At 43.2% G+C, this 14,513-nt stretch carries 18 protein-coding genes; all 18 read right to left on the bottom strand.

Annotated features, from left to right (window positions below):
• Positions 1-8 precede the first annotated feature (8 nt).
• Positions 9-2,429: a phage tail protein gene (locus CLLI_RS01140; protein ID WP_106062429.1), complete on the bottom strand. Its 2,421-nt coding sequence runs from the start codon at positions 2,427-2,429 to the stop codon at positions 9-11.
• Positions 2,430-2,631: 202 nt separating this feature from the next.
• Positions 2,632-3,018 (bottom strand): hypothetical protein, encoded by a 387-nt coding sequence (locus tag CLLI_RS01135; protein WP_106062428.1) that lies wholly within the window; start codon positions 3,016-3,018, stop codon positions 2,632-2,634.
• A gap of 11 nt (positions 3,019-3,029) precedes the next feature.
• Entirely contained in the window at positions 3,030-3,620 is a 591-nt protein-coding gene (locus tag CLLI_RS01130) for a major tail protein (RefSeq protein WP_012102978.1), read from the bottom strand.
• Positions 3,621-3,623: 3 nt separating this feature from the next.
• Positions 3,624-3,965: a hypothetical protein gene (locus CLLI_RS01125; RefSeq protein ID WP_079411122.1), complete on the bottom strand. Its 342-nt coding sequence runs from the start codon at positions 3,963-3,965 to the stop codon at positions 3,624-3,626.
• Positions 3,962-4,393: an HK97 gp10 family phage protein gene (locus CLLI_RS01120; RefSeq protein ID WP_035150353.1), complete on the bottom strand. Its 432-nt coding sequence runs from the start codon at positions 4,391-4,393 to the stop codon at positions 3,962-3,964. The genes CLLI_RS01125 and CLLI_RS01120 overlap by 4 nt, the downstream gene beginning before the upstream one ends.
• 5 nt (positions 4,394-4,398) lie before the next feature.
• Complete coding sequence (locus CLLI_RS01115) at positions 4,399-4,734, bottom strand: head-tail adaptor protein (RefSeq protein ID WP_079411120.1); 336 nt, start codon at positions 4,732-4,734, stop codon at positions 4,399-4,401.
• Between the two features lie 3 nt (positions 4,735-4,737).
• Positions 4,738-5,055 carry a head-tail connector protein gene (locus CLLI_RS01110; RefSeq protein WP_012102982.1) on the bottom strand — a complete coding sequence of 106 codons (318 nt, stop codon included), beginning with the start codon at positions 5,053-5,055 and terminating at the stop codon, positions 4,738-4,740.
• Positions 5,056-5,074: 19 nt separating this feature from the next.
• Entirely contained in the window at positions 5,075-5,455 is a 381-nt protein-coding gene (locus tag CLLI_RS14940; RefSeq protein ID WP_106062427.1) for a head fiber protein, read from the bottom strand.
• A gap of 12 nt (positions 5,456-5,467) precedes the next feature.
• Entirely contained in the window at positions 5,468-6,673 is a 1,206-nt protein-coding gene (locus CLLI_RS01100; protein WP_106062426.1) for a phage major capsid protein, read from the bottom strand.
• A 19-nt stretch (positions 6,674-6,692) separates the two neighbouring features.
• Positions 6,693-7,382: a head maturation protease, ClpP-related gene (locus CLLI_RS01095; RefSeq protein WP_067839158.1), complete on the bottom strand. Its 690-nt coding sequence runs from the start codon at positions 7,380-7,382 to the stop codon at positions 6,693-6,695.
• Complete coding sequence (locus tag CLLI_RS01090) at positions 7,383-8,627, bottom strand: phage portal protein (RefSeq protein ID WP_012102986.1); 1,245 nt, start codon at positions 8,625-8,627, stop codon at positions 7,383-7,385.
• A 50-nt stretch (positions 8,628-8,677) separates the two neighbouring features.
• Positions 8,678-10,282, bottom strand: a complete 1,605-nt coding sequence (locus CLLI_RS01085) for a terminase large subunit (protein WP_106062425.1) — start codon at positions 10,280-10,282, stop codon at positions 8,678-8,680.
• A gap of 88 nt (positions 10,283-10,370) precedes the next feature.
• Positions 10,371-10,559, bottom strand: coding sequence for a DUF5049 domain-containing protein (locus CLLI_RS01080; protein WP_012102988.1), 189 nt, complete (start codon positions 10,557-10,559; stop codon positions 10,371-10,373).
• The gene (locus tag CLLI_RS01075) at positions 10,552-11,010 is read right to left on the bottom strand and encodes a gamma-glutamylcyclotransferase family protein (protein WP_018664387.1); all 459 of its coding nucleotides are present in this window, start codon (positions 11,008-11,010) and stop codon (positions 10,552-10,554) included. The genes CLLI_RS01080 and CLLI_RS01075 overlap by 8 nt, the downstream gene beginning before the upstream one ends.
• Positions 11,011-11,048: 38 nt before the next feature.
• Complete coding sequence (locus CLLI_RS01070) at positions 11,049-11,948, bottom strand: amidoligase family protein (RefSeq protein ID WP_106062424.1); 900 nt, start codon at positions 11,946-11,948, stop codon at positions 11,049-11,051.
• Positions 11,949-12,083: 135 nt separating this feature from the next.
• Positions 12,084-12,311: a DUF4314 domain-containing protein gene (locus tag CLLI_RS01065; RefSeq protein WP_050355265.1), complete on the bottom strand. Its 228-nt coding sequence runs from the start codon at positions 12,309-12,311 to the stop codon at positions 12,084-12,086.
• Positions 12,311-13,099: a virulence protein gene (locus CLLI_RS01060; protein ID WP_106062423.1), complete on the bottom strand. Its 789-nt coding sequence runs from the start codon at positions 13,097-13,099 to the stop codon at positions 12,311-12,313. The genes CLLI_RS01065 and CLLI_RS01060 overlap by 1 nt, the downstream gene beginning before the upstream one ends.
• Positions 13,100-13,200: 101 nt before the next feature.
• Entirely contained in the window at positions 13,201-14,442 is a 1,242-nt protein-coding gene (locus tag CLLI_RS01055) for a site-specific DNA-methyltransferase (protein WP_106062422.1), read from the bottom strand.
• Positions 14,443-14,513 lie beyond the last annotated feature (71 nt).

Below are 14,513 nucleotides of genomic sequence, written 5' to 3'. Positions count from 1 at the left end.
GACCCCCTTTAATATTCAAGTGCCAGCTTGCGGGAGAGGTTTTTAAACTCCCTTGCCAGTTCTTTTTCAGACAGAGCCTTTGGTGTCACCACTGAGAGATTTTGCGTGATGCTTGTGCCTGTAGCACTGCCTTGTCCTAATGAACCTCTGTAATTCAAATCGAAGTTTGTGGGTACAGCATTTTGCATATCCCTTGAAACTGCTGTCATTGCATCCTCAAAACCTACACCAATACCTTCACCCATATTGTGGCCAATTCCAGCAAATAGCTTTGAAGGTGAACTGATGCCGAAGAAATTCTTAATCTTTGATACAACGTTGCCGAAAAATCCAGAGATTTTACTCCATAGCCATGCACCTGAATCTGAAATACCTTGCCACAGACCTTTGATTAAGTTTCCACCTACTTTAGCCATCTGGCTTATATAACTTGTAAAAGCATTGACCAATCCTGAGATAATCTGAGGTACAGCCTTGACGATCTCTACGATTATCCTTGGAAGATTCGCAATTAATGCCACAAACAGCTGAACACCGGCCAAGATGATCTTGTCGATGTTACCTACAATAGCGTTTACCAAGGATGTTATTATTTTCGGAATAGCCCCAACCACAGTAGTGATAATTTGCGGGAGTGCCTGTATGAGTGATATTAATAGACGTATGCCCGCATCTATAATCAATGGAATTGACCCAATAACTGCACTGATAATACTATCGATAATCTGCGGGATTGCTTCCACGATTGCAGTGATAATAGTAGGCAGTGCTGTAACCAGTGAAGTCAATAATTGAATACCTGCATCAATAATCTGTGGAATGGACTCCACTATAAAATCCACTATTGCTTTTATGATGACAGGTAAGGCAGATGTTAGTTGAGGTATTGCATCTACCAATCCCTGTGCTAATCCTATTATCAACTGTAAAGCGGCATCCAAAATAAGTGGTAGGTTATCAATTAATCCTTGAACAATCTGCGTGACTGCCGAAACTGCTGCGGGTATCAGTTGCGGTAGAGCCATGCCAATACCCTCCACAAGTGCGGTTACCAGTTCTATTGCTGCATTTATGAGCAGTGGAAGATTATCAATCAACGCACCGACAATCGTCATTACTGCATCTACTGCCGCTGGAATCAGTTCAGGCAATAAGTTCAAGAGTGTCTCCAACACCTGCGTGAACAGGCTCGTTACAGTTTCCAACAACATCGGAAGCAAGTCACCTATTGCTGTTAATATCGCATCGAACGCAGGCGGTAGTGCGGTTACGATGTTTTCTAAAACAGGCACGATATTTTTAACGACTGCACGGAATGCATCCACAAGATTTTCCGTCAAATTTGTCATGTCTGCATTAGCGTTACCGAGTCCTGCTGTAAAAGAGCCAAGTGCAGCTTGTAATAACCCAATAGAACCAGAAATGGTCTCAGTTGACTCTCTCGCAAAGTTTCCGGCATACTGCTGTGTGTTTTCAAAAAACATCTGCATTGCGACTTCCGCTTTTTCCGCTTGTGTAGCGGTATTCCAAGTGAAATCTAGTCCCTTAGCAAGAGCATAAGCTTCGATGTTTGTAGCATTCATGGCAACACCTAAGTTATCCATCATGGTAAAGTTGCCTTTTGCCGCTCCCGTAACCGCTTCCATGGCAGAAGACATATCTATACCCATAACGGATGCCATATCTGCTGCACGTTGCATCGCTTTTTCTGTCAATTCAAGACTTTTTCGCTGTTCAATGCCAGAGCCTTGGAACAATGCACCCATTTTATTAGCTGTTGCCAAATACTCACTTTGGGAAATTCCGAGATTTCTATAGGCTTCTTCACCGGTCTTTTGAATTGAAGCAGCATACGCTCCAAAGACTGCTTCTGAGCCACCTAGGTTTTGCTCCAATTCCCCAAACTGGGTAACTACCTCTTTACCCAATTTTATAGCAGCAGCTCCAGCAGCAACTGCAACTGTGCCCATAGCCACACCGATGCCCTTGAGTATACCACCAAGCTTTTCAAATTTACCTCCAGAATCTTCCGCACTTTTGCCTGAGTTGTCTAACTCTTCACCGAGATTATCTGCTTCAACCGCAGACTGCTGAAGTTCACGCTCCATATTATTGAGTTCTGCCTGAGCTCTGTTCAGCTGAATCTGCCAGTTTTGAGTGCGGCGGTCATTTTCACCGAAAGAGGAGGTGGCATTATCAAGAGCGGCCTTAAGGGTTGAAATCTTTTCTTTCTGTGCGTCGATTTCTTTATTCAAAACCGCATTACGAGCAGTGACCGACTGGATAGATTTATCGTTTTTATCAAACTGACTGGTCACAAGTGCCATTTCACTGCCCAGCACCTTAAAGGACTGATTGATATCTCGTAGGGCGTTCTTAAACTCACGCTCGCCCTCGACGCCTATTTTCAATCCAAAATTGTCCGCCATACCTTCACCTCCTCCTATATGCCTGGTGGGATAATATCGTCAATCGTTCGAGTTTTCTTCGGCTTTTCGATCCCATGCCATTGCTTGTGGCAAGCCCATAAATCAAAAAACAGTCCAATTGGCATAAGCCAGAATTCCTCTGCGTCCATGCCCATCTGAACTGTTCCATAATAATAAAGTCGGGTAAAGACTTCAGCGTCCGTTACCCGACTTCCACGTTTTTTGGAGTTTCTTCCTCACTTTCCACGTTGCGCTTTGCACCTTTGAACATTGCTTCGGTGATTGCACTTTTATATTCCGCCAAATCAAGCGGTGAGGTAAGAAGCTCCACTTCTTCCTCTGTCAACAATTCTTCTGGTGCGTTCTTATTCTTAAGATTGCGAATTAAAATGGACTGGTTTGCAAGCAGTGTGATTAGCCAAACTATCTCGTCCAGTGCCATCTCAAAGTTTTCTGATTTCATCAGTTTTTCTCCAAGATTTTCAAGACCACCGTAACGACCAGCAATTGCCTTTGTTGCACGTGTAGTTAAAACCAGTTCATACTCTTTGTCACCTATTTTGATTGTGGCACTTCTCTCATTATCCATCATTTCTCCTCCTATGGTTCAGGTGTATATACGGGTTCATAAACTTCAGTGAACCAGCCTGTTATGGTGGACGATGAAACACCGGGGTCGCCTTCTGTGACTTCTGCTTTCCAGGGGTGCTTGCCCAACCCATCCAGCTTGTTCCTGCGCATAACTGTTCCTTCAATAGTAGGTGTAGAAAAGGTAATGGAATCCGCTTTTGTCTGTAAGTTGGTCGCTGGTAGTCCAAACTTAACGCGATACAACCAAAAATATCGATATGTTCCATTGGCCTTTTGCGCACGAAACCCCACTGCAACAGGTGTACCTACACTCTCACTTGCAGAAATTAATACCCCGTTGTCGTCGGTCGACGCACCAGTTAGATCTGCTGCTACTGTCGGGCCAATGTCATCTACACCGAGAGTGAGTGTACCGCTATTAAAGTCCTTCACAACCTCGGCAGCACCATCATCGGCATACAGAATTGCTTCCACCAATTCTACCGAAAGTTCGGCAGTAATGGCTTTTGCGAGTACCGAAGGCACACCGTAGGTTTCCTCGCCATTTGAGTCCTCGGTTATTTTTGCATAGTACAGTTTATCCAAACCGATAGTTGCCATATGTTATTCCTCCATTCCATAGTTTTTCGCCACGTCGATGGCGTAATGATGATATCCAGTATCATCCTCGTGACCAATATATCTACGCTCAGTCACTGTAAAATCATCGTTTAACAAAGCCGCTGTAATCTGTCTCTTCCGCTCTAAGTAGTTGCTCTTGGAAAATAGTGATATACGTGCTTCCTGCACATCAAAGCCAGGTCGGTTATCCGCATGAACTTCAAAAACATCCGAAAGTGGGAGTATCACCACGTACTCATCCGGTGCCAAACCTGAAAAAACCCCGGTTTCTACGGGGATAGGTATTGCTGTCAGAAGTGTATTTAGCTCCTCTAAGATATTCATATTTTATCAATCTCCTCCTCTAGCTTTGCGATCATCGCATTGATACAAGGTTTCCTAGATGCAGTTCTCGCAGGCTTTAGGAAGGGTTTTGCAGGCTGACCATGCTTACCATATTCAATGATTGTGGCAATTTTAGCATTGCTCTCACCATCAGAACGTGGCTCGGCAAAGCCAACTTTAACATTGAAGTTTCCGTTTCTATCTTGCTTTGCACTTGAAAGTCCTAGTGAAGATAGTAGCTCCCCAGTGCTTTTGGATGGATATTTTGTATTCTTACCAATCACTTTACTTAGATTTCCCTTAACTTTATCCAATACCACTTCACCGCCAACTTCCAGAACCTTAGGAAGAATTACATCGGTCTGGTCAGCTAATCGTGATACCTTTAAAAGGAATTCTTCTGGCATCTTTATATTCACTTTTGCCATATCCATCACCTCACGGTTGGTTCTATCTTTTCTGCTAAAACCTCGACATACATACCTCGGTTTCTAACATCATCAACACTTAAAATCTGATATCTGCCATCATCACAAACGATGACCATTTCACTGGTCACCCTAAGGCCAGATATTTTTCTAAACCTAAATAGGGAAGTTGCAGAAGAAAATGATGCCCTATTTGCCCACCGCTCACTGCCATGCCGATCTTCCTTGTAGGCACGTACACTGGCAAGTGTGTTATCGCCTATAGCAGCGAAACCATCCTTGTCTTTAATAGGCTCTGTACTGATGATATCAATAAAGGTGTTCATCTTTCCAAAACTCATAATTTACACCTTCCAATCCCGGTCTAGCCTAAGAAGTAGGTTCACCGTGTTCCAAACCTGCTGCCCCGCCTGTACGCTATCGGCGAAGAAACCAGCCGTCGAGCCATCTCTGCTTTCGTAGAAATGACTCGACAGCATGATTACTGCCTGTTCAGTAGTTGGGGGCATAATATTCTCAGTGTAATAACCCTCAGCAACATGCTGATAACTTTCCGCATAAGAGACGGCGGCTTTGATGTAATGCAGCAGAAGTCCATCGTCTGCGTCATGCGTCAGGATCAGATTTGCTTTTACTTTAGGGAGAAGATTATCAGTTGTCATGCCGTCCGCCTCCTTCCGGTCATGCTTCGTCTGCAGCCATTAACCCAGCCGCTTTTAGTTTAGCGAGCAGAGCATTAAAATCTGTGACAAGAGTGGCTGTATCCTCGGCTATGCTGTCGGCTTGATTAGCAGCCATTTTTACCAACCCTGATACTGACTCCGTAGCATCGGTAGGATATGCTGGAGCATACAGCTTACCGTCTTCTCCGATTTTTACTTCGACGGTATCGTCCTCACCGGCAGCGGCGGCTTTTACACCACCGAGAGTCTCCTCTGTTGCCACGAGAAGCGGATCGGCGGAGAGCCCCGTTACCGAGGCTCCTTCCTTGATTTCAAGTGTTCCGCCTATAACAGTTTTTTCTCCGCCTTGTTCGGTATAATTCTTAGTGTTATAGCTCATAACGCACCTCCATTAAGCTTTCTGCTGAAGTACTTTTATGGCTTCAGGTAGAATTAATTTTCCATCCACACGCTGAGTTGCAACAAAGCCTACTTGGCCAGTAACAGCATAAAGTTCATTAAGCCTCTTAAATACACGACCCTGACGATCAGCTACCCAGTAATAACTAAAATCACCAAATGCGATACTCTTCGCAGCGGCAGCAATAGTTGGCATATATGCAGAAGTATACAATGGTCGATTGAGGATAGTATCCGGTGTACCTGCCTGTAAGGAAGGTTGCCATAGGTACTGTCCTTGACCATCCTTTAGTTTACGGATTGCTTTTACAGTGGCGTCGTTCATAACGAATACAGCCTTATTACGGTAAGGTGCCTTTAGTGAATAGAACAGATCAAGTACCTCGTCCATAGTAATTGCCGTAGCACCTGCAGTAGTCACACCAATTTGGGCACCACCTGTAGAAGCAAGGATACCTGTCGGTTTTCCAGATCCATCACCGGTAAAGAACGCCTCTTCCTCTTTGTTACCGATACGCCTTGCAAACTCCTTAGAGATGTAGGCTTCAAGATTGAACACAGAATCGTTAAGAAGCTCCTCGGAAACTTTGATCATGGTAGCGAGTTTGTAAGCTCCTATAGAAACCTGTCCGAAGCTATCATCGCTATCTGGGATAGTGCCTTCTTCATCCACCCAGGAAGCAGTACCTTTTGTAGCTACAACAGGAATTTTCCTATCGCCAGAAGATGTATTGATAACATTGGCCAGTGAACGGAAAATGTTCTCTTCCTCAAGAGCCTCTACTAAGGTACGTTCAAACTCGTCAGGCACAAGATAACCACCCTCGGAGTCTGTACCAATTTGAAGGGCATTTCTTACGTTTACATCAAGGCCTTCCCCTGCACGAGTACGCATAGCATTCCAGAATGCTTTCTTGTACTCTGCAGACGCGCGTCCTGTCTTATCATCGGCATGTTTGGACGGTGTGTTTGTAATAGGGCTACTCGTGGCTTTGGAAAGTTCTAAGTCAATAACCGCCTGACGTTCCAAACGTTCTATTTCTTTACCAAGTGCAACAACTTCAGCTTCCATCTTTTCATAGGTTTGTGTGTCCTCTGCGGATAACAATCCATCACCGCCACGTTTTGAATCAAGGAATGCCTTCGCCGCATCCCAAACCTTAGCGCGTTTCTCGCGCAATTCAAGAATTTTACTCATTGTTATTTCCTCCTTTAAATTAGTGAGAAATTAAAGAAAGCCGCTTATCCAGCGACTCTATAGGTGTACCTGTTTTTTGTTTTTGTTTTTTAGGTAGTTTACTAATAAGTGAGTTGGTAACCGCCATCCTGCTAAAGATAAGGCTATCTGCCAAATCCGGTGTTTCATTTTCCATAAACATGATCTTATCTGCAAAACCAAGTTCGATGGCTTTATTTGCATTCATCCATGATTCTGCATCCATCAGATGAGAAAGCTTTGTTCGGGAAAGACCAGTCTTTAACTCATAGGCATTAATAATACTTTCCTTAACTTCATCTAATAGAGCCTTTGCTCGCAACATTTCCTCGCTGTCACCGATGGCAATGGTCGAAGGGTTATGAATCATGATCATGGATACCGGCGACATATATACATCTCCACCCGCCATTGCAATAACGGAAGCTGCACTTGCCGCAAGCCCGTCAATTTTTACAGTGACCTTTCCTGTATAGTCCATAAGCATGTTGTAAATCTGAGCTGCTGCAAACACATCCCCGCCAGGAGAGTTAATCCACACTGTAATATCACCGGTGCCAGCCAGCAGTTCATCTTTGAACATCTTAGGTGTGACCTCATCACCCCACCACGTTTCTTCGGATATCACTCCATTTAAATAGAGAGTGCGCCCTTCATCAGAATCTCGCACCCAATTCCAGAACTTCTTCATTTACTGACCTCCTTCGGTTTTGGCAAACGCTCCTGCGTCAGCCAATTTCGTCATATTTCCGTTAACCAGATATAAATCGCCACCTTCCTCAGCTGGGATACGGTTCATGTCCTCCAATTCACGGATATCATTAGCTGACATCCAGCCATTTTGCCGCCCAATAGCATAGCCATTCATTCGGCTTTGATAATCGCCGCGCAGCAGACCATCTAAATTGAACTTGATGAATACTGATGTTTTCTCAGAAGGCAAAATAAGCGATTGCTGGAGACTTTGCTCCCATCTCACCACCCACGGATCGAGAGTGTATTTTACAAACTCCAAAGACTGCTGCTCGATATTAGAGAAGCTAGATTTCTCAAGATCTCCCACCATATGGGGAGGCACACGGAAAATCCTTGCAATCTCATTGATTTGAAATTTCCGTGTTTCTAAAAACTGAGCCTGTTCTGGAGGTATACCGATGGCTTGAAACTTCATGCCCTCTTCCAATACAGCGATTTTATGTGCCTTAGCTGTGCCTTGGTAAGCACTATTCCAGCTATCCTTCACTCTCTGTATGTCTTTAATTACTCCCGGGTGCTCCAGCACACCGCCGGGATTGGCTCCATTAGCAAAGAATGCCGCACCGTACTCTTCAGTAGCAAGTGACATACCGATTGCATTTTTTGCCATAGCAATAGGGCTATAGCCAATGAGTCCATCAAAACCTAAACCTGGTATGTGAAGTACATCATCTTTGCGAAGTGTGACATAGCCTCCCTTTGGATTCAGGCCACTTTCGTCTGTATCCCGGTAGTAGGTATAAACCAGTTCACCATTTGATGCTCGACTTACTTCCATCTTGTTAGGAAGTAGGGGATAAAGCGCAATTGCCTGGCCACGACCATTTCGAACTATCTGTGCATAAGCATTGCCCCAAAGTAAAAGATGACTCATCAGTGTTTCTCGAAACACAAATGAAGTCATCTCTGGATTTGGTTCATCATGAAGAAGGTAATACAAAGGGTGGAAAGGAATCTTTTCTTTACCTCCATCAGAACGATATCTATATACATGTAGTGGCAGTCCAGCAATAGCTTCAGCTAGTATTCTTACGCAGGCATACACCGCTGTTGCTTGCATTGCAGTACGCTCATTTACTGTTTTGCCAGATGATGTACCGCCGAATAGGAAGGAAAATGCGCTACCCACACGGTTTTGCGGTTTGTCCCTTGAACGAAACAGTCCTTTTAATAAATTCATAGGCCTCACCTCCAAATTGAAAGAATTACACCACAAACAATCATTGAAATTTATAGAATTATTAAACCTCTCTCGTCATACACCGAGTCTCCACTATTACCTGGTCCACAGCGGATGGCGCGGTCGAGTGCCATAATAGTTGCCACTGCTCCATCTATTTTTTCTGTACTTTTTTCCTTGTCCGGTTTTATATTTCCAGCCGGATCTGTTTTTATATAGATGTTATCCATCATCCACCGTAGTACTGGATGCCCGCCGTGTGCTATTCTTTCTTCTAATGTCAGCTTCATAAGTTCCTTTGTAGGTGGTGACATATCTTTAAAACCTTGACCGAAAGGAACTACAGTAAAGCCTAACCCTTCAAGATTTTGCACCATCTGAACAGCGCCCCAGCGGTCAAAAGCAATCTCTCGAATGTTGTACTTTTCCCCCAGTTCTTCAATGAATTTTTCAATGTATCCATAATGGACTACATTTCCCTCGGTGGTTAAAATATAGCCTTGCTTCTCCCAAAGGTCGTATTGCACGTGGTCTCGTCGAACTCGGAGGTCAATATTATCCTCCGGCATCCAAAAATACGGGAGAACGGTATATTTATCTGTTTCATCTTCCGGTGGGAACACCAGCACGAAGGCTGTAATGTCAGTGGTAGAGGATAAATCAAGTCCTCCATAGCATACTCTACCTTCAAGGCTCTCTGGTTTTACTGGAAACGCACAGGCATCCCACTTTGCCATTGGCATCCAACGGACAGATTGCTTAACCCACTGGTTCAGACGCAGCTGTCGAAAGCTATTTTCCTCAGCAGGGTTCTGCTTTGCACTTTCACAAGCGGCTCTAACTTTATCGATACTTACTGTAATTCCTAAGCTTGGATTTGCTTTCTTCCATACTTTAGGATCAGTCCAATCATCCTCTTCTTTGGCACCGTAGATTACGGGATAAAAAGTAGGATCGTATTTTCTGCCCTCAATAATATCAACCGCTTTTTGGTGTGTTTCATAGCAGATACTCTGGGTATCCGTCCCTGCAGTGGTGATAAGAAAATATAGCGGTTGGGTTCTCGCATCACCAGACCCTTTTGTCATAACATCAAATAGTTTCCTATTTGGCTGAGTATGAAGTTCATCAAAAACAACACCATGTATATTGAAGCCGTGTTTTGAATAGGCTTCAGCCGACAATACCTGATAAAAGCTGTTGGTCGGCAGGTACACCAGTCGTTTAGTTGAAGCCAGCAACTTCACTCGTTTATTCAGCGCTGGACACATCCGCACCATATCGGCTGCTACTTCAAATACAATTGATGCCTGCTGGCGATCTGCGGCACAACCGTATACCTCTGCTCGTTCTTCACCATCTCCACAAGTGAGGAGAAGTGCGATTGCTGCTGCAAGCTCGCTTTTTCCCATCTTTTTAGGTATTTCTATATAAGCCGTGTTAAACTGCCGGTATCCATTAGGTTTTAAGATACCGAATAAATCACGGACAATTTTTTCCTGCCAGTCGATAAGTTCAAAAGGCTTGCCTGCCCATGAACCTTTCGTATGGGAGAGTGCTTCGATAAAAGCCACAGCGTAATCAGCAGCGTCCTTATCGTAATATGACCCTTCAGCTATAAAGGCGGTCGGCTTATATTTCTTCAGTTTCCGCATAAACACCGCCCCTTTTATGGAAAAGGACATAAGAAAAGAGCCTCAATCCTATAGATGAAGCCCTTTTCTCTATCCTATTTAGATTTAGTTATTTCTTTATATCCACTTCACCCGTCAGTATGAAATGGGCATATTCTGCTTTATGGTCTATTAAATAGACTACCAATTCATAAAACCCTCGTTCATTTGCCTCATACTGTACTCGGTCCACATCAAACATATTTGTGACTCCACTTTCTCGGATGGAAAGGATTTGTTGCTTAATTATCTCATTCATTGGCTACCTCCTCCGATTCTATTGAATCAGTTGTAGCTTTGCGCAGGATTTCCACATCGAAGCCCGCACTCTTATAGCCTTCTAAAATTGTACTGTAATAATAACAACTCGGCTGTCCAAGCGGTCTACCATCATTCATGATGTAGACCATCGCCTTGACGGTTTTGCTTCCCAACTTCACTTTTATTGTTTCCTTTCGATAAAGGAACGGCCATCCCTCGTAACGGTCAAGTGCCGCTTCATCGGTCGGTGTAATCTCCCAAACTAAAACTGGTACGTTGCCACCCTCAAAAGGCTCGATTGTCGCCACAGCGCCCGCGTGTGCCCCTCGAAATAATAGGCGGTGGTCATTGATTTGACTTGCTCCTACCACCTTCGCTGTGGGGCATCTGTCGGCCATTTGCTTTAGATTAAGGTTGGAGCCATAGGCAAGATATAATTTATTCTTCATTGTAATCCTCCTTCTTAGCTTTGTGGGTTAGGGGCAGCTCAGGCCGCCCGAAACCGCCATGCAGCTGAACCCGAAAGTGCTGCTGTCAAATGTTCTCTGCAGTTTGCAAATTCATCTCCAATGAAACCAATCCGGTTTAGATAGGTTCTCATGGCAAATTTCTCGTTTTCCACCTGCGGTTTCTTTGCTGATGCACACTTTTGTGTTAAGGCTTGGTGGTTGATGGCAAGTGCTAGAACAATGTAGCTTCTTATCTTTCCTGCATGAAGTTCGCTATTGAATCCTCTAAGTTCAACTGTATGGTTTCCGGTAAAAAAGCTGTGAAGGTTGAGGAAATGGTAGCGGCTGTTGTGGTAATGAGTGCTTCTACTCTCGCTGTAACCTTCGTACCAAATATCCTCAATTTGTCTCATCGTTTTAGGCTTTTTACGGTTCATCTTCTCAACCAAAATACTGTCCATCTTTTTGCAGTAATTCATTCTCTGCGGTGCAATCTGAAGTGCTTTATAAAATAAGTCGTTTTTGCTTGCAATGATATTTACAAAGTTTCGAATGCTTCGTGGGGTATGTTCAGCACCGTCTAGATGAATGTGAATTCCGCAAGATGTATTTGTAAAGGCTCCAGATTTGCGAAGCTTTCTTACTAGCTCCTGCAAAGTTTCAATGTCCTCCCGGTAGGTTAGGATTGGACTAACCAGCTCAACGCTATAATCTCTACCTGCAGCTACTTTTCTTCTACCTTCTTTTCTTTGGCAGTTGATGCTCCCATCGTACATAAACTTCCACACTCGACCATCTGGAGTTTTTACCTTCTTGGTGTCGTAGTAAGTCCCGCCTTCACTGTAAATGCCTTGCAAATATTCTGCAGCGACTCTAGCTGCCCTTTCCCTTGTAATCCCTGTAAATTCAATCTCAATCCCGAATTTTGCACTTAACATCGTGTATCACTCCTTTTAAAGTGTGTTTGTCCTTTCGGCATGTACATATATCACTCTAAAAGGCTTATATAGCAAGACAATTCTGCAATATAAATCTACATATTTACTGCCATATTGGGCTTAAAATGTGTGTTTTTATTCTTCGATTTTCTTGCATAAATCCTCTCCAAAAACCACTCCAAGGGAACTGCCTGAATCCCAACTGACGTGGATAGTTCCCAAATCATCAACACTAGTAACCGTACCTTTATCTCCTGGCTGAAGCTTGGTATAAGGGTCATTCATCTTAAGTAGCATGACACGAGTTCCTGGAGTGTAATAACTTCTAAGTTGCTTTAGCATTTCTGGGTGAATGATATTCATTATTCACTCACCTCCTCATGCTTGGCACTTCCGCTTTTGAAGGCAGAGCTACCCGACAGTTTGGAGAGGAGAATTTTTCGTTCTGTTTTGTATTCTGGCCCGATAAATCCAAGTCTTAGAAGGAAACAACGGAAAGCGTACTTTTCATTCTCCACTGATTTCTCGGTCGAGTTGACGCGGGTCTGTTTCTTTGCCATTTCACAAAGTGCTGTTACAAAGTGGGTATAAGCCTTCACCTCCTCTGCGGAGCACTCACTCTGGAACCAAGGGAAGGTTATAAATTCCTCATTTATGATAATGGGAATAGAGTCAGTATCAAGTGCTTTCTTTATAAGGGTTTCTTTGCTTTCTACCAATCCTTTTAGGTTACCAAGTGCAGTTTCGCTAAAACCCTCCCTCGGCATTTGAATAATCAAACTAATAGCTTCTTCGGTTTCATTTGATTCGTTGTATACGGGAGGTTCTTCGTAATCACTATTTGGATTTACCCTACCCCCAAGAGCCGCTTCATTGGGAACTTGAATATTTTCAAGAACAGGCTCTGCTTCTGGAAGTGGTGTGTCATATTCTGCTGTAACCGCATTGAAGTCATAAAGGCCTAATAGATCATTAACCAGTTCATAATTATCTGGTCCTCTGACTACCCCGTTTTTGTCAATGTTGTAGTCTGCCACTTCATATGCAAATGTAGGTGCTCCGAGATATCTTGCAGGAGCATTCAGTTTTTGGCTGATTGCGTTGACTAGCTCTTTTCTTTTTGCTCCTGTGACATTATAGTTTATCTGCATTTTTCATACCGCCTTTCTATTTTCGGTACATACATATATCACTCTAAAGGCTGTTAATATCAAGTCATTTAGAGCATCTTTCTGTAGAAAAGACTCTTCCATTAATCGGCGGTAGCAACGTCTGGCAGGTCACAATATCTTATTTTCGAACCATCTCTTAAAACAAACACACCATCTGAGTTTCCAACTTGCTCAATATACCTTTTCACAATGACATCACAGTACTTTTCATCCAGTTCAATGGTGTAGCAGATTCTATCTGTCTGCTCACAAGCAATCAGTGTACTTCCTGAACCTCCAAAAGGATCAAGCACGATACAATTAGAAAGGCTTGAATTCAAAATAGGGTAGGCCACAAGTGCAACTGGCTTCATCGTAGGATGATCACTGTTTTTCTTCGGTTTCTCAAATTCCCAGATGGTGGTCTGCTTTCTATCGGAATACCAGTTATGCTTGCCTTTCTTTTTCCAACCAAAGAGTACTGGTTCATGCTGCCACTGATAAGGAGATCTTCCAAGAACCAAGGATTGCTTCTTCCAAATACAAGTACCAGAAAGATAAAAACCTGCATCGACAAATGCCTTTCTAAAATTAAGTCCCTCTGTATCGGCATGGAATACATAAATGCTTCCATCTGTTGCCAGTGCTGTTTCAATATTTATAAAGGCATCTAACAGAAACTTATAAAAAGCATCATTTGCCATATTATCGTTCTTGATTTTCCCTGCAGTACCTTCATAGTTAACATTGTATGGGGGATCAGTTACCACCAGATTAGCAACTTTTCCATCCATTAATGTATTGAATGTCTCCTTATTTGTACTATCTCCACATACCAGTCTGTGCCTACCAAGTATCCAAACATCTCCTAAACGCGAAATAGCGGGCTTATTCAGCTCGCTATCTATATCAAAATCGTCTTCTTTTATTTTGTCTTTTAAAGAATCCTTGAAAAGATCATCCAGTTCTCCTGGATCAAATCCAGTCAGAGATACATCAAAGTCTGCAGCGTTTAAATCTGTAATAAGAAGTGCCAGTTTTTCCTTATCCCATTCTCCGCTTATTTTATTCAATGCAATATTAAGAGCCTTCTCCTTTTCCTCATCCATCTCTACAACTACACAATCCACTACATCCATACCCATGCTCAGTAGAACTTTCAGTCTCTGATGGCCACCAACCACTCTACCTGTAGTTTTATTCCAAATAATTGGTTCAACATACCCAAACTCCTCAAATGACCTTTTTAGTTTTTCATACTCTGGATCACCTGGCCTTAAATCCTTTCTAGGATTATAGTCGGCAGGGATCAACTTCTTGATAGAAATCTTATCTATATTCATGCTAACCTCCCAAAATAAAAACACGCCTCATTTAATAGAAGCGTGTTATTGATTGATGAATCTTTAAGTTT

The organism is Clostridium liquoris (genome assembly GCF_002995785.1).
In the GTDB taxonomy this organism is placed as follows: domain Bacteria; phylum Bacillota; class Clostridia; order Clostridiales; family Clostridiaceae; genus Clostridium_AO; species Clostridium_AO liquoris.
Note: the sequence above shows the minus strand (reverse complement) of the source record. Positions and strands in the feature narration are given on the sequence as shown.